General features: G+C 59.8%; 13 protein-coding genes. 3 read left to right on the top strand and 10 right to left on the bottom strand.

The features are described from left to right. Nucleotides 1-836 precede the first annotated feature (836 nt). The gene (locus AABM52_RS00615; RefSeq protein WP_003177151.1) at nucleotides 837-1001 is read right to left on the bottom strand and encodes a DUF1328 domain-containing protein; all 165 of its coding nucleotides are present in this window, start codon (nucleotides 999-1001) and stop codon (nucleotides 837-839) included. Nucleotides 1002-1072: 71 nt separating this feature from the next. Beyond that, on the bottom strand, nucleotides 1073-1360 hold the full coding sequence (locus AABM52_RS00610) for a hypothetical protein (protein ID WP_347909942.1): 288 nt from the start codon (nucleotides 1358-1360) through the stop codon (nucleotides 1073-1075). Between the two features lie 435 nt (nucleotides 1361-1795). On the opposite strand from AABM52_RS00610, the gene algB reads away from it, so the two are divergent. Together algB and AABM52_RS00600 are read left to right on the top strand one after the other, a co-directional pair. Next, nucleotides 1796-3142 (top strand): sigma-54-dependent response regulator transcription factor AlgB, encoded by a 1347-nt coding sequence (gene algB, locus AABM52_RS00605; protein ID WP_347909941.1) that lies wholly within the window; start codon nucleotides 1796-1798, stop codon nucleotides 3140-3142. Nucleotides 3143-3152: 10 nt separating this feature from the next. Continuing rightward, complete coding sequence (locus tag AABM52_RS00600; RefSeq protein WP_347909940.1) at nucleotides 3153-4943, top strand: KinB sensor domain-containing domain; 1791 nt, start codon at nucleotides 3153-3155, stop codon at nucleotides 4941-4943. Nucleotides 4944-4950: 7 nt separating this feature from the next. Here AABM52_RS00600 and AABM52_RS00595 read toward each other — a convergent pair whose 3' ends face one another. From AABM52_RS00595 to AABM52_RS00565, 7 genes are all read right to left on the bottom strand, one after another. Then, nucleotides 4951-6564 (bottom strand): EAL domain-containing protein, encoded by a 1614-nt coding sequence (locus tag AABM52_RS00595; protein ID WP_347909939.1) that lies wholly within the window; start codon nucleotides 6562-6564, stop codon nucleotides 4951-4953. A gap of 76 nt (nucleotides 6565-6640) precedes the next feature. Beyond that, nucleotides 6641-7420 carry an N-acetylmuramoyl-L-alanine amidase gene (locus tag AABM52_RS00590; protein WP_347909938.1) on the bottom strand — a complete coding sequence of 260 codons (780 nt, stop codon included), beginning with the start codon at nucleotides 7418-7420 and terminating at the stop codon, nucleotides 6641-6643. Between the two features lie 103 nt (nucleotides 7421-7523). Further along, entirely contained in the window at nucleotides 7524-9503 is a 1980-nt protein-coding gene (locus tag AABM52_RS00585; protein ID WP_347909937.1) for a diguanylate cyclase, read from the bottom strand. After that, complete coding sequence (locus AABM52_RS00580; RefSeq protein ID WP_347909936.1) at nucleotides 9500-10378, bottom strand: endonuclease/exonuclease/phosphatase family protein; 879 nt, start codon at nucleotides 10376-10378, stop codon at nucleotides 9500-9502. Before AABM52_RS00580 ends, AABM52_RS00585 begins: the two co-directional genes overlap by 4 nt. A gap of 14 nt (nucleotides 10379-10392) precedes the next feature. Continuing rightward, entirely contained in the window at nucleotides 10393-11034 is a 642-nt protein-coding gene (locus AABM52_RS00575) for a thiol:disulfide interchange protein DsbA/DsbL (RefSeq protein WP_046042669.1), read from the bottom strand. A gap of 200 nt (nucleotides 11035-11234) precedes the next feature. Continuing rightward, a complete protein-coding gene (locus tag AABM52_RS00570) occupies nucleotides 11235-11864 on the bottom strand; it encodes a c-type cytochrome (protein ID WP_347909935.1) in 630 nt (209 codons plus the stop codon). Nucleotides 11865-11909: 45 nt separating this feature from the next. Further along, the gene (locus tag AABM52_RS00565; protein WP_008002190.1) at nucleotides 11910-12200 is read right to left on the bottom strand and encodes a cytochrome c5 family protein; all 291 of its coding nucleotides are present in this window, start codon (nucleotides 12198-12200) and stop codon (nucleotides 11910-11912) included. Between the two features lie 191 nt (nucleotides 12201-12391). Between AABM52_RS00565 and yihA the strand changes: the two genes are divergently transcribed. Next, on the top strand, nucleotides 12392-13036 hold the full coding sequence (gene yihA / locus AABM52_RS00560; protein WP_046042671.1) for a ribosome biogenesis GTP-binding protein YihA/YsxC: 645 nt from the start codon (nucleotides 12392-12394) through the stop codon (nucleotides 13034-13036). 323 nt (nucleotides 13037-13359) lie between these two features. Here the strand turns inward: yihA and polA are convergent, their stop codons facing one another. Next, on the bottom strand, nucleotides 13360-16164 hold the full coding sequence (gene polA / locus AABM52_RS00555; protein WP_347909934.1) for a DNA polymerase I: 2805 nt from the start codon (nucleotides 16162-16164) through the stop codon (nucleotides 13360-13362). Between the last annotated feature and the right edge of the window lie 9 nt (nucleotides 16165-16173).

Below are 16173 nucleotides of genomic sequence, written 5' to 3'. Positions count from 1 at the left end.
TCTTTACCCTTACTTTGTTGTTTGACTCAGGGAGATGCGCGAACTGGAACGCTTGTGGCGAAAAAGTCCAGTGCATCTGCCCCCCGTATAAGGTGCCCCGGAGCGCGTGTTTACGGCTCTCTGGCAGGCGAAAAAAGGCGCAACTATTCCGATGCAAGGGAGCGCCGTCTAATGCCGTAAACGCCTACCCTATGCCGAATCGGCATGAGGTTTTTCTAGCGAAACGCGCGTCCCAACCGGTTCGAAAACGACATTTCGGCAGGCATAAGTGCCGTGAACCGGCTATCACAGAGCAGATTGAATGTTTTTTGAGCAGTGGCCGAGCGTTGATTTTTCAGCAAAATCCCGCAGGACGAAGGGAAAAATCGCGGCCAAAGAAAGGTGATTTTTCTCGATATACGGTCGCAGATGAAACACCGGGAAAAGTATTTTCCGACGTGACAAGGACAAGGACGGGATAACAGTGATGAAATCGAGACGAGCGCTCTATTTCAATGTGTTGCTTGATCAAGCCCTTCGCAAGCCCGTCGAGCCTTGGCGGTCCGGCGAACTTGCGCAGTAGCTTTTCCTGATCCGGCCCTTGCGCAGGCACTCCCTGTACCCGTAGGTCACTCCGCCCCTGAAACAGGCAGAACGTCCCGACCCCTTGGTCATGCGCCGGCCTTCCTCAGGTGGCGCAGGTGGAAAGAGGCGCTGTGGCCCCCTTCGTGTACAAATTCTGTTCTATCAACCAGCCCTGCATGGGGGCCTCAGGCATGTCGGGAAAACGCCAGCCCGCATGCCATGGCACTACCGCCCAACAGCAGGGCGGCTGCCACTTGAACGACTCGCTCATATCAGCCTCGACCGCGACGGCCAAAGAAGAAAGAGGCAATGAACATCACCAGGAACACGACAAACAGAATCTTGGCGATACCCGTGGCGGTGCCCGCGATACCACCGAAGCCCAGTACAGCGGCGATGATGGCGATGATCAGGAATGTGATTGCCCAGCTCAACATGGTGATTCTCCTTACGCTTCTGTTTAGAGGTGCTGCGTTTCCCGGCGCATGGGGTGCGGCGGAAGTTTTGCCTAGAACACCCAACGCTCTTGAGGGCGTATCTCACCCACAGGCCCGGCCTGGTCGGCATCCATCATGCGCATCGGGGTGCTATCAGCCTGACCGCTGCTGACAGCACTGAAATGGGTTTGGACCGGATGCGGAATCGACAGGCATGGCGCTTCCTGCTGCCGGCTCTGCTCCCAGCGCAGAAACTGCTGGCCGCCGATCAAGGTGATCAACAGCGCCAGAACAGCAAACAGTCCTTGCTGGACATGCACAGGCCAGAGGTGCAAGTGGACGACACGTTGACGATTCATCCTGGAACTCCTACCACTGGGGTCGGTATTCGCGGGCGTTAGTATTTGAATGCCCTGGTTAACCAGACAATTGCAGAGCGCATGCCAGCTTTGAAGCTGACAAATAGCCTTTAATATCAATAAGTTATCAACATCAAAGAAACCACTTCGCGCGCATCCTGCACGATGCCGCTTATGCCGCCGTGCGTATTGCACGATTGGCTTGAAGGAAGGCCGTAAATTTTTTGAATTGAGAGGAGGGCGCGGGTGTCAGAAATTCACGCTAGCCACTGTCAGAGACCGGGTATCTATTAAAGGACCCGCTAAATCAGGTAGCTAACCGATACATCGGATGAGAGCTACCCTGCCATGACAGGAAAGGCTCAGAATCAATCATGCAACTTGCCCGATTTCTCCGGGACTAAATTAAGATCATTCTTTAAGGAGCGTAGGAAAATGGAATCCGCCACTGAGCATCAAGGCCGCATTCTGCTGGTGGATGATGAATCCGCCATCCTGCGTACTTTCCGTTACTGCCTCGAAGATGAAGGCTACAGCGTGGCCACCGCCACCAGCGCCGCGCAGGCAGAAGCCCTGCTGCAGCGGCAGGTCTTCGACCTGTGCTTCCTTGATTTGCGCCTGGGTGAAGACAACGGCCTCGATGTGCTGGCCCAGATGCGCATCCAGGCACCCTGGATGCGGGTGGTGATCGTCACTGCCCACTCGGCCGTCGACACGGCGGTGGATGCGATTCAGGCCGGCGCCGCCGACTATCTGGTCAAACCGTGCAGCCCCGATCAATTGCGCCTGGCAACCGCCAAGCAACTGGAAGTGCGGCAACTGTCGGCGCGGCTGGAAGCCCTGGAAGGCGAGGTGCGCAAACCCAAGGATGGTCTGGACTCCCACAGCCCGGCCATGAAAGTGGTACTCGAAACCGCCCGCCAGGTTGCCACGACCGATGCCAATATCCTGATTCTGGGTGAGTCCGGTACCGGCAAGGGCGAACTGTCCCAAGCCATTCACGGCTGGAGCAAACGCGCGAAGAAATCCTGCGTCACGATCAACTGCCCGTCGCTGACCGCCGAGCTCATGGAAAGCGAACTCTTCGGCCACAGCCGCGGCGCCTTCACCGGCGCCAGCGAGAGCACCTTGGGCCGAGTCAACCAGGCTGACGGTGGAACGCTGTTTCTCGACGAAATCGGCGACTTTCCCCTGACATTGCAGCCGAAGTTGCTGCGTTTTATTCAGGACAAGGAATATGAGCGCGTCGGTGATCCGGTGACCCGTCGTGCCGATGTGCGCATCCTTGCGGCCACCAACCTCAACCTTGAGGACATGGTGCGCGAAGGTCGCTTCCGTGAAGACCTGCTCTATCGCCTGAATGTCATTACCTTGCACCTGCCACCGCTACGCGAACGGCGCGAAGATATTCTCAACCTGGCCGACCGTTTCCTGGCGCGCTTCGTCAAGGAGTACGCCCGTCCCGCGCGCGCCTTCAGCGACGAGGCAAGGGAAGCACTGCTGGGCTATCGCTGGCCGGGCAACATCCGCGAACTGCGCAATGTGATCGAGCGAGCGAGCATCATCTGTCCGCAGGAGCGGGTCGAGATCAGTCATCTGGGCATGGCCGAAACACCGGTCAACAATGCACCGCACATTGGCGCGGCACTGAGCCTGGAGGAGCTGGAAAAGGCCCACATCGGCGCGGTCCTCGCCACCGCCGACACCCTTGATCAAGCGGCGAAAACCCTGGGCATCGACGCCTCGACGCTGTACCGCAAACGCAAGCAGTACAACTTGTGAGCAACCGCCGATGAAACTGGCGATGAAGTTGCGAACCCGGCTTTTCCTGAGCATCTCCGCACTGATCACCGTCGCGTTGCTCGGGCTCTTGCTCGGGCTGGTCAGCGTGATGCAGATGGCCGGCAGCCAGGAAGCATTGATCCGCAGTAACTTCATCACCCTGGACCTGGGGCTCAAGCTGCGTCAGACCCTGGGTGATCAACTGATCATCATGCTCAGCGAGAAACCCGACTCCACCGCTTTCGCCGCCTCGAAGCAGCATTACTTCGAATTGCTGGAGGAAGGCATCGCCCAGGAGCCGGAGGAAACCGGAAACGAGCACGGTTTCAGAAAAGCCAAGGCCGACTACGAGAGCTTTATCCAGGCTTATGAAACCTCTCCGGACCCGTCGAATGTGCTCAGCAGCAACGACAACCTGACGGAAAAATTCAACTCGCTACGCAATGGCCTGATCGCCGAACACAAGCGCGCGCTGGACAACATCAGCACTACCGAGCGCCAGGCCCGGGAGCAGGCGCTGCTGATTGCCGGATTGCTTGGCCTGGTGGGGCTGGCGGTGCTGATCATCGGCTTCGTGACCGCGCAGGCCATCGCCCGGCGTTTCGGAGAGCCCATCGAGGCCTTGGCCAAGGCGGCGGACAATATCGGCCAGGGCAATTTCGATGTCACCCTGCCGATTTCTTCGGCGATGGAACTGAACCAGCTGACCCGGCGTTTCGGGATCATGGCCCAGGCACTGCGTGAACATCAGGCCACCAACGTCGATGAGCTGCTGGCCGGTCAGCAGCGTTTGCAGGCCGTGCTCGACAGCATCGACGACGGACTGCTGATGATCGATCGTCAGGGCCATCTGGAACACCTCAACCCTGTAGCCCAGCGTCAGTTGGGCTGGGAGTCCGATCGTCTGGGGCAGGGGCTGGGCACGGCGCTGGGGCGCCCCGAGCTTGATGAGCAGCTGCAAGTGGTACTGCGCGGCGGCACGCTGGAGCGGGCACTGGAAGACTTGAGTGTCGAAGTCGATGGCGAGTCGCGACTGCTGACCTACAGTCTGACCCCGGTCAGCCATACCCAGGGCCATATTCTGGGTGCCGTGATGGTGCTGCATGACGTCACGGAGCAACGAGCCTTCGAGCGGGTACGCAGCGAATTTGTATTGCGTGCCTCCCATGAACTGCGCACACCCGTCACCGGCATGCACATGGCCTTCGGATTGTTCCTTGAGCGCGCGCACTTTGCCCCGGACTCCCGGGAAGCCGACCTGCTCGATACCGTGAATGAAGAGATGCAGCGGCTGATGCAGTTGATCAACGACCTGCTTAATTTCTCCCGTTACCAGAACGGCTTGCAGAAGCTCACCCTGGCGCCGTGTTCCATCGAGGCGCTACTGGAACAGGCTCGGTCACGCTTTGCCTCGGCGGCCGAAGAGAAGGAAATCAGTCTGCTGGTGGAAGTGCAAGGACCTTTGCCGCGGTTGCAGGCCGACCAGCCACAACTGGAGCGGGTACTCGACAACTTGCTCGACAACGCCTTGCGCCACACCGGATCCGGCGGGCGGATACGCCTGCAAGCCCGGCGCCACAGCGAGCGGGTCATCATCAGTGTCGAGGACAATGGCGAAGGCATTGCCTACGGTCAGCAAGGGCGGATCTTCGAGCCGTTCGTGCAGGTTGGACGCAAGAAGGGCGGGGCCGGGCTCGGACTGGCCTTGTGCAAGGAAATCGTGCAGTTGCACGGCGGGCGGATAGGCGTCTATTCACGGCCGGGGCAGGGTACTCAGTTCTATATGACGCTGACCGTTTAGGTCACTCTCACGCCTCGTCATCCAGGCGCCGGCCTCCCCGACGCCGCCCCCGGGTAATCAATTCAGTGAACTGCACTGCGCTCAGCGCGCGGGCGAACAGCCAGCCCTGGCCGAACTTCACGCCTTCACTGCACAGGAACGCGGCCTGGGCCTCATGTTCGATGCCCTCGGCAATCACCTTCAGGTGCAGCGACTGGGCCATGTGAATGATGTGCGGGGCCACGCCGCTGCTGGCGGCGTCATGGCCCAACGCATCAATGAACGCCTTGTCGATTTTCAGGCAATCGACCGGCAGGGTTTGCAAATAGGCGAGGCTGCAATAGCCGGTGCCAAAGTCATCAATCAACACCTGGTGCCCGACATCCCGCAGCGCTTGCAGGTTTTCCCTGGCCACCACCACATCGACCAGCCCGCGCTCGGTGACCTCAAAGGCAATTTGCCGCGCAGCGACGCGGTGCAGGGTCAGCAGCCGCGCCATCACCTGGCCGATCCGCGGAACCATCACGTCACACGCCGCGAGATTGACCGAGATGTACAACTGCGGGTTGGCACGCAGCAACTGGCCGAGTTGCTCGAGCAGGCGCTGCAAGACGAAGTCCGTCATCTGGCGAATCTGCCCGGTGTTCTCCGCCATGGGAATGAACAGGTCGGGACTGGTCAGGGTACCGTCCGGCCTGCGCCAGCGCAGCAGTGCTTCAGCCCCGACACAGTTGCGGCTATCGAGGTCGAAGATCGGTTGATACAGCACCTGCAACTCGCCACGGCGAATCGCGCCGGTCAGTTCAGCATCCAGCGACTGCCGCTGACGTACCAGCAGAAACACCAGGAACCCAACGCAGGTGCCCAGCGCGAGGCTGGCCGGCAGCAACCACCACCAGACCGCCGGGATATGCATGCCGGTGCGTGGGCTGATCAACACCAATTGATATTCCGGGTTGTCGGTGGGCATCCGGTATATCAGGCGCGCCTGGGTGATCTGCAGCGCATCACGGTTTTTCGGTGGCCAGGCCTCGGCCGGCGGCCAGACCTGAGAAGCGCCGAGCACCGGAATCGCGCGCGCGCCATGGTCGAGGACCACCAGCAGGCTGCTGCCCGGTGACAGGTCGACCATATCGGTCAAATGCCCGCGAGAGGTCGCAACCCGGAAATTCCCGCGTCCGAGCATCAGCGCGGCGCGGTTTTCATCGGGTTCGGTAGTGGTGTTGAGCCAATAGCTGTAAGTCGGGCCTTTGATGTCTGGCGATCGGCTCAGCGATAACCCTTCCTGGCGAGGACGATTGGAGCAGATTCGCGAGGAGTCCATGTAGGCGGCTTCGTAGACGAAGCGATAATTGAACGAAACCTGTTGCAAGGTTGCGATCATTTCAGCATCGCAGCCGCGCAAAGGTTGCGCTTCAAGGTCGTCAAGGCTTTCACGCAGTTGCCCGAAGAGCTGTTCCAGGCGGGCGAGGAAGCGTTCGCCCTGAGCATTCATTTCTTCGCTTTCGTTTTGCTCAACCTGGTGTATGGCGACGAACAGGCTGCCGGCCATCAATAACGTTGCGCTCAAGACAGCAGACATCAGCCCCAGGAACCAGGGGCGATGGAACCAACTACGGAAGGTCTCTCGAGCAGCGGTCATTGTGAAATATCCGAAGGATTACCAATGAGTTATAGCTGCTGAATGGGAAAAAGCCCTGACCGTCGGGCGGGCGTCATTATTTTGTCTGATTCAACACCAAAAGTAGCGCGGCAGTTTGCGCATCCGGAGTGCCATCGAAGCGTGCCGGACGGAAATGCATCTGAAATGCCGCGATCACATGCCGTGTCGCGACATCGAGCTCGCCGGTTTGTGGCGATGCATAACCCAGACGGGCCAACTGCGACTGAAACCAGCTGATGCTCGGCAACTGCTCGGCGAACAACATTTGCTGGCGCGCCACCGACTGTTCATTCGGCCAGATGCTCAGGCCTTCGGCGGCCAGACGCTTCCAGGGAAACAGCGGCCCCGGGTCCAGCTTGCGCAAGGGTGCAATATCGCTATGGCCAATGATCTCGCGAGGCTTTATGCCGTGACGCTTGCTGATGTCCTTGAGCAACACGATCAAGGACTGGACCTGATCTTCAGTGTAGGGATACCACACGCGTCCGGTCGGGGTGTCCTTGAAACCCGGGTTGACGATTTCGATACCGATGGAACTGGAGTTCAGCCAGGTCCGGCCATTCCACTCGCTCTCCCCGGCGTGCCAGGCCCGCGCATTTTCATCCATCAGCTTGTAGATGGTGGCGCCCTTGTCGTCGCCGATCAGGTAATGGCTGCTGACTTCACCGTGGGTCAGCAATTGCAACGAACGCTCCAGCGAGGCGTTGGTGTAATGCACCACCACAAATTGCACGCGGCTGTCGTAATTGGCCGAAGGGTGGCTGGTGTCGAAACGGGGACCGCTGGCACAGCCGGCAAGCACAATCAGCGATAGGATCAGAGCAAAATATTTCATGGCGAAAGGCAATACACGCAAGACAATAATGCAACAGTGTAACGTACTGCCTTGCGGGTGGACGGCAATCCCATCGAATTAAACAAAATGGAACAAATAACCGTCAGCTCGGTTCCACCCGGTTGCGGCCGGCATTTTTCGCGCGATACAGCGCCTGGTCGGCTCTTTTAAGCACCTGATCGCTATGTTCACCTGGCCTGAACGCCGTCATCCCGATAGACACGGTGATGGTCACCGGTTCTCCCTTGAAGTGGAACGGACAGGCCTCAATGGAGGCACGCAAGCTTTCCAGCAACTTCAGCCCCGCCGCCGGCACCGTGGACGGCATTAACAGCACAAACTCCTCGCCGCCAAACCGGGCAATGAAATCCGTCCCGCGCAGCCGCTTGCGCAACACGCCGGCGATGATTTTCAGCACTTTGTCACCGGCCAGGTGCCCGTAGTTATCGTTGATGCGCTTGAAATGATCGAGGTCGAGCATGGCCAGCAACAGCGTGTTGCCATGGTGCTGCCATTGTGTGACCTCATGATCCAGGCGCTCGCTCCAGGCCGCGCGGTTGGGCAGCCCGGTCAACGGGTCGACCAATGCCTTCTGCCGTTGCTCTTCAAGGTGCTCGCGGTAACCCTGGGCCTCCTGTTCCATATGGGCAACCCGCTCGGCCAGGCTGTGCAGGCGCGCAGCGACCTCTTGCTCGCGTTCATCGCGCTGCTTCTGGTGCTGGTCCATGGTGCCCAGCAAGCCTTCAAGATGGTTTTCCAGTACGTGCTTGAGATCTTCCAGGTCCGCGGCTTCCTGCATGCTGCTTTGCAGGCCATCGACCTGCTCGCGGATCTGCGTGTCCATCTGCCGCGCAGCCGAACGGTTGTCGGCGTGTCCTGCGGTGGCGGCCTGCAAGTTGCTCTGGAACGATTCGAGACGCTCGTTCAGTCGTTGCAGATAGGCTTCGAACTCATGCTGGCCGCTGTCGGTAATCGCCAGCATCAAGGTGGCAAAGTCGTCGAGGATCGGAAGCAGTTCGTACCAGTTCAGACCGTTTTTCAGACGATCGCGCATGGACTCGGCTTGCGGGCGATGACGCTCGGGCAATGTCAGATCGTCGAGCAGCCCCAGCAGCGTGTCTTCGATGTGGCTGGCCACCGAGCTGTAGGAGGGCTCGGGGGAGTCCGGGAGTGCGTAGAGAATGTCGTGTTCGGATGATGTCTGATCGACGGCGGCCAGGTCCTGTGTCGGCATCGAAGGTAAAGGCAAACTATCGGGCGATGTTTGCACGATCAGCTCGTCGGGGTTTGTTTCCGACTCAGGAGGCGTCGTGATGGTTTCCGGGGTCGGTTGCTCGGCCGATTCGGTTTCTGTCGCGGTGGCACTGGCCGGTTGTGGCTCCGCAGCCTGGGGGACAAAAGCCACGACTGCCGGAGCAGGCGCAGCCACGGTTGGCTCGGTCGGCGCAGACTCGTCTTCAACTCGCGCAGCAGGGGGTACCTCGAAAGTTGCCGCAGGGGTCTCGGCTACAGAGAACAGGGCAGGAGAAGTAGCCGCTGATGTCACCATCTCCTCCGCCTCACGCCCACCGAACAACCGCTGCAGCAAGCCCGGGCGGCCGTTCTCCGTCGGGGTCTCCAGTTGGCTCAGGGCCTTGCCCTGCAAGCCACTCAGCTCGCTGAGCAGCAAGGGAATCTCACGTGCCTGACTGACCCGCGCCTCCAGTTGCTTGGCGAAACTCTTGAGTGGCCGACTCACTTCCCGCGGCAGTGGCAATGTTTGCAGTTGAGTGACCAGCGCGGTCAGGGCGGCACTGGTCTGGTTGACCCGGGTTTCCCGACGCTGCTCCGAGTCGAGCACGGCTTTTTCCAGGCGTGGAATCAGCGCGGCCAGGCCGGCGTCCATGTCGTCGGTGCGCACGACTTCGCGCATTTCCTTCATGCATTGATCAACGGCGCGGTCAGTACCTTCCGCCGCCAGGGTGCTGCGCACCAGCCCGCGACGCAGCAAGTCGAGCCGCGCGTCCCAGCGACGTTCGAGCTTTTCCTGTTGTTCGATGCTTTTGAGGTATTTCTCTTTCCAGCGCTGTGCTTCGTCGCTCATTCAGGGGTTCCGCGAGGGGCAGGACTCAACGCGGGCAATGCATCGGCCGTGAGCGAACCCGGCAAACGAATCTCTACCGCGACCGGCAGGTGATCGGAAATGGGCTGTGCCAGCACCTCGACCTTTTCCAGGGTCAGGCTCGGGCTCAGCAGGATATGGTCCAGGCAGCGCTGTGGGCGCCAGCTGGGAAACGTCGCTTCCAGTTGCGGCGCCAGCAGGCCGAGATCGCGCAACGGGGAATGTTGCAGCAGGTCACTGGCATGGGTGTTCATGTCGCCCATCAGTACCTGATGCTTGTAGCCGCCAATCAACTCGCGAATGTAGGCCAGTTGCAGGCTGCGCGCCCGAGCGCCCAACGCCAGGTGCATCATGACCACCACCAGCGCTTCCGGGCCTTCGCCGAACCGCACCAGAATGGCTCCGCGCCCCTTTGGCCCCGGCAGCGGATGATCCTCAATTGCCCACGGGCGCAACCGGCTGAGCACGCCATTGCTGTGCTGGGCCAGGCGACCGAGATTGCGATTGAGTTGTTGATACCAGTAGGGAAAGGCGCCGAGCTGGGCCAGGTGTTCGACCTGATTGACGTAGCCTGATCGCAGGCTCCCGCCATCGGCCTCTTGCAAGGCGACCAGATCGAAGTCGCCCAGCAGATTGCCGATTTTCTGCAGGTTGTCGGCACGCCCGGTGTGCGGCAGCAGGTGCTGCCAGCCCCGGGTCAGGTAATGCCGATACCGCTCGGTACTGATGCCGACCTGGATATTGAAACTGAGCAAGCGCAGACGACTGTCTGCGGGCAGGCCCGTGGACTCCAGATGATGCTCGTTGACCCGCGGATCATGCAGGCCAACGATGCGTTCAGTACCCCATCGGCGCATGGCAGTGACTGCCCTTAGTTGGCGGCAGCCTTGTTAGCCGCTCGCTCTTTGTCGATCAGTTTGTCGGCCAGTTGCAGGGCCTGTTCGGCACCGCCGGCAGAACCCACGTCAAAGCGGTACTTGCCGTTGACGATCATGGTTGGAACGCCGGAGATTTCATACTTCTTGGCCAGTTCACGAGCCTTGACGATCTGACCCTTGATGGCGAAAGAGTCGAAAGTCGCGAGGAACTTGTCCTTGTCCACGCCTTGGGTAGCGAGGAAGTCGGCCATGTCGTTCTTGTCGGTCAGTTTCTTGTGTTCTTTCTGAATCGCATTGAACACCGCGGCGTGAACGTTGTGCTCGACACCCATGGCTTCAAGGGTCAGGAACATCTGACCGTGAGCGTCCCACGGGCCACCGAACATGGCTGGAATACGTACGAAGTTCACGTCCGAAGGCAGCTTCTCGACCCACGGATTGATCACTGGCTCGAAGGCGAAGCAATGCGGGCAGCCGTACCAGAACAGCTCTACCACTTCGATCTTGCCAGGCACGGCGACCGGAACCGGGTTACTCAGTTCGACATAAGGTGCGGCGGGGGCTTCAGCGGCCTGGGCAGTCATGCCGAACAGGCTGGCAGCGGCAAAAACGGCGCTGATGATCAGATTACGCATGCTTCACTCCTGGACAAATTTTTTCGCCTCGCGCGACCTGTTATCAGACAGGTCCTGGCGGGCTTGAGTTCTGTAGTGTAACGGCAGCGGCCACAAAAAAGGGCGGCCAAAGCCACCCTTTTTATACTCGTTGCAACGGATTAATCGAGCGTTAACGTTGCAGGTGATAAGCACCCCGTTCAACACTCGATCCGCCAGCCTTAGTGCAGGCCTTGAATGTAGCTGGACACCGCGGCGATGTCTTCGTCGCTCAGCTTCTTGGCAATGGTCTGCATGGGTTTGGTATCGCCGTCGTTGGTACGGCCGCCGTCTTCCTTGCGGAAATCGGTCAGTTGCTTGCCGACGTATTGAGCGTGCTGGCCACCCAGGTGCGGGAAACCGGCAGCCGCGTTACCTGCGCCATTTGGCGAGTGGCAACCGGTGCAGGATGGCAGGCCCTTGGCCAGGTCACCACCACGGAACAGGGCTTCACCGCGAGCAACGATCTTTGGATCGGCGGCACCGACGCTGCCTTTCTGGCTGGCGAAGTAGGCGGCGATGTCCGCCAGGTCCTGATCGCTCAGGTTGGTCAGCAGGCCGGTCATTTCCAGAACGGTGCGCTTGCCCGACTTGATGTCGTGCAATTGCTTGGTCAGGTAGCGTTCACCCTGGCCCGCCAGTTTTGGAAAGTTTGGCGCCATGCTGTTGCCATCCGGGCCGTGGCAGGCGCCACAGACGGCGGCTTTGGCCTGGCCGGCTTTTGCATCACCCGGTTGTACTGCCTCACCTGCAGCATGGGCCATGCCGGAGATGCCCACGGTCAACAGCAGACTCACGATCAATTTCTTCATCAGCTAATCCAACTACGGCTAAGGGTTAAGAGTTATGGACCGGGCTTACTCGCTCATCCAAAGGATGATGGCTTGGTAATCCTCGGCACTGCAGTCCATGCACAAACCACGCGGCGGCATCGCCTTGAAACCCTGGGTCACGTGTTGCACCAGCGTCTCCATACCTTTCGCCAACCTCGGCGTCCAAGCTTCCTGATCGCCTTTTTTCGGCGCCATGGGGAGTTGGCCGGAATGACAGGCACCACAAACACGGTTGTACACAGCTTCCGGATCCTGTGTAGCCTGAGCGCTGTAAAGCGGCATCAATACACCGGCAGCTAGCAGCCATTTCGTCATAAAACGACCTTTTCAGGGTTGAGAGCGAGCTGCGTTCTAGTGCGCAATCAAGGTCTGTCGCTCTCGTGAACTTCATCCTTCGCTGGGACAAAGCGCACACAAAATCTGCGGCATTATATACTGGCGTCACTGAAACGGAAGCGACACTGCTTGCCGCACCCATTCCTGGCGCCGCCCACATCGGAAATCCCATGCAACTCAAGAATCCCATCCTCGGTCTGTGCCAACAGTCCACCTTCATGCTCAGCGCCGCCAAAGTCGACCAATGTCCGGATGACGAGGGCTTCGAAGTCGCCTTCGCCGGGCGTTCCAACGCCGGCAAGTCGAGTGCCTTGAACACCCTGACCCACGCCAGCCTGGCGCGCACCTCGAAAACCCCGGGGCGCACGCAACTGTTGAATTTCTTCAAGCTAGACGATGAACGCCGTCTGGTCGACCTGCCGGGCTACGGTTATGCAAAAGTACCGATCCCGCTCAAGCAACACTGGCAGCGTCACCTGGAGGCTTATCTGGGTGGTCGCGAGAGTTTGAAAGGTCTGATCCTGATGATGGACATCCGCCATCCGATGACCGATTTCGACCTGCTGATGCTCGACTGGGCCGTTGCTGCCGGCATGCCGATGCACATCCTGCTGACCAAAGCGGACAAGCTGACCTATGGCGCGGCCAAGAACACGCTGCTCAAGGTTCAGGCGGAAATCCGCAAGGGCTGGGGCGATCTGGTGACAATCCAGCTGTTTTCGGCCCCCAAACGCATGGGCCTGGAAGATGCCTACACCGTACTGGCTGGCTGGATGGAGCTGGCGGACAAGGGTGCCGAAGCAGAAGCTCAGTAAGTGCCGAAAACTGCCTGCGGTGCACCCAGGCAGTTTTCTCCGGGCAAAAAAAACCCCGGGCTTCATATGGGGAGGGAGAAGTTCCGGGGTTCAAGCTCTAGACCGCTAGGGCGGGGTCCAGATATCTGCCAACACTTAACACAACATAGGAGCATCGAAGGGCTTCACCAGCCATTCAGTAACTCTGAGTGGTCGTGTGCAAGATTAGTTCAGATTTTTTTCAAATAGCTTTGAAATAACTCTGATAGCCCTGCGGACTAAGCTTTTTTTGCGCCCTTCTGCCGCGGCACTATGCCGCAGCAGAAAAGGTCTTTTCAGGGGGCTCAGTGAGCCTCATCCCAGTTATTCCCGACACCCACTTCGACCAGCAACGGCACATCCAGTTTCGCCGCGTCGCTCATGTGCACGCGAATTTCATCGCGAACCTGGTCGACCAGGTCTTCGCGCACCTCGAGCACCAGTTCATCGTGCACCTGCAAGATGACTTTGGCGTCGAGGCCCGACGCGGTCAGCCAGTTATCCACCGCGACCATGGCTTTCTTGATGATGTCCGCGGCAGTACCTTGCATCGGTGCGTTGATCGCTGTGCGTTCGGCGGCGGCGCGCTCTTGCGGTTTGTTGGAGTTGATGTCCGGCAGGTACAGGCGACGGCCGAAGAACGTCTCGACATAACCTTGCTCGGCGGCCTGGGCACGCGTGCGGTCCATGTACTGGCGAACACCGGGGTACCGGGCGAAGTAGGTATCGATGTAGGCCTTGGCGGTCTTGGTGTCGACGCCGATGTCCTTGCCGAGCTTTTGCGCGCCCATGCCGTAGATCAGGCCGAAGTTGATCGCCTTGGCGCTGCGGCGCTGGTTGGAGGTCACGTCGGCCAGTTCGACCTTGAACACTTCGGCGGCGGTCGCAGTGTGTACGTCCAGATTGTGGCGGAAGGCGTTCATCAGCCCTTCATCCCGGGACAGGTGCGCCATGATCCGCAGTTCGATCTGCGAATAGTCCGCCGCCAACAGCTTGTAACCGGCCGGGGCTACGAACGCCTGGCGGATGCGACGCCCTTCGGCGGTGCGCACCGGGATGTTCTGCAGGTTCGGATCGCTGGAGGACAGCCGCCCGGTGGACGCCACCGCCTGGTGATACGAGGTATGGATCCGCCCGGTACGCGGGTTGATCTGTTCCGGCAGACGGTCGGTGTAGGTGCTTTTCAGCTTGCTCATGGAGCGGTATTCCATGAGCACTTTGGGCAATCGATAGTCGTCTTCTGCCAGTTTGGCCAGCACTTCTTCGGCGGTGGAGGGCTGGCCCTTGGCGGTTTTCTTCAATACCGGCAGGCCGAGCTTCTCGTAAAGGATCACGCCGAGTTGCTTGGGCGAACCGAGGTTGAATTCCTCGCCGGCAATCTCGAAGGCTTCACGCTCCAGCGCCACCATCTTGTCGCCCAGTTCGATGCTTTGCACGCCCAGCAAGGCGGCGTCGACGAATGCGCCCTGGCGCTCGATACGCGCCAATACCGGCACCAACGGGATTTCGATGTCGGTCAGCACGCTGGCCAGGCTTGGAATGGCCGAGAGCTTTTCGAACAGGGTCTGGTGCAGGCGCAAGGTGATATCCGCATCTTCGGCGGCGTATGGCCCGGCCTGCTCCAGGGCGATCTGATCGAACGTCAGCTGCTTCACGCCTTTGCCGGCGATGTCCTGGAAACTCACCGTGGTGTGGTCCAGATACTTCTGCGCCAGGCTGTCCATGTCATGGCGCGTGGCCGTGGAGTTCAGTACGTAGGACTCAAGCATGGTGTCGAAGGCGATGCCACGCACGGTAATGCCGTTGCCCTGATCACCGCCGATGGCGCAGTTGGCCAGGATGTTCATGTCGAACTTGGCGTGCTGGCCGACCTTGAGCTTGCTCGGGTCTTCCAGAATCGGCTTGAGTGCGCGCAGGACCGTGTCGCGGTCCAGTTGTTGCGGCACGCCGATGTAGGAATGGGTCAATGGGATGTAGGCCGCTTCGTTGGCCTGAACCGCGAACGACAGACCCACCAGTTGCGCCTGCTGCGCATCGATGCCGGTGGTTTCGGTGTCGAAGGCAAACAGCTTGGCGTTGTTCAGTTTTTCCAGCCAGGCATCGAAACGCGCTTGATCGAGGATGGTTTCATAGGCAGCTTCAGCCGCGGCGGCCGGTGCTTCGGCCTCTGGCTCGCTGAACAGGTCGGCGGCCGGTGCAGGCTCGGCGGCAGCGCTCAGTTCCAGGCGTTTGGCATCGCGATCAAGGTCGTTCAGCCAGCTCTTGAACTCCAGCAGGGTGTACAGCTCGTAGAGTTTGGCCGGATCTTCAGGCCCCATTTGCAAGTCGTCGAGCCCAACGTCCAGCGGCACGTCGATCTTGATGGTCGCCAGCTGATAGGAAAGGAAAGCCATTTCCTTGTGCTCTTCGAGCTTGGCCGGCAGGGTCTTGGCGCCGCGAATCGGCAGGGTCGGCACGATGTCGAGCTGCGCATAGAGCTCGGTCAGGCCACCGTTCACACCGACCAGCAGGCCGGAAGCCGTCTTCGGACCGATACCCGGGACACCCGGAATGTTGTCGGAAGTATCGCCCATGAGCGCCAGATAATCGATGATCTGCTCCGGAGCGACGCCGAATTTCTCCTTCACGCCCTCCACGTCCATGCTGCTACCGGTCATGGTGTTGACCAAGGTAATGTGACCGTCGACCAGTTGCGCCATGTCCTTGTCACCGGTGGAGATGACCACCGGACGATCCGCCGCCGCGCTGCTGCGGGCCAGGGTGCCGATCACGTCATCGGCCTCGACGCCTTCGACGCACAGCAGCGGGAAGCCCAGGGCGATCACGCTCTGGTGCAGCGGCTCGATCTGCACGCGCATATCGTCGGGCATGCTCGGACGGTTGGCCTTGTATTCGGCGTACATGTCATCGCGAAAAGTCCCACCCTTGGCGTCGAACACCACGGCGAACGGACTATCCGGATATTGCTTGCGCAGGCTCTTGAGCATGTTCAGCACGCCCTTGACCGCGCCGGTCGGCAGGCCTTTGGACGTGGTCAGCGGTGGCAACGCGTGAAAGGCGCGGTACAGGTAAGAAGAACCGTCCACCAGGACGAGGGGGGCTTGGCTCATGAGCAGGAT

The organism is Pseudomonas grandcourensis (genome assembly GCF_039909015.1).
Taxonomy (GTDB): Bacteria; Pseudomonadota; Gammaproteobacteria; order Pseudomonadales; family Pseudomonadaceae; genus Aquipseudomonas; species Aquipseudomonas grandcourensis.
The sequence above is the reverse complement of the archived record's forward strand: the minus strand, read 5'-3'. Positions and strand labels throughout refer to the sequence as shown.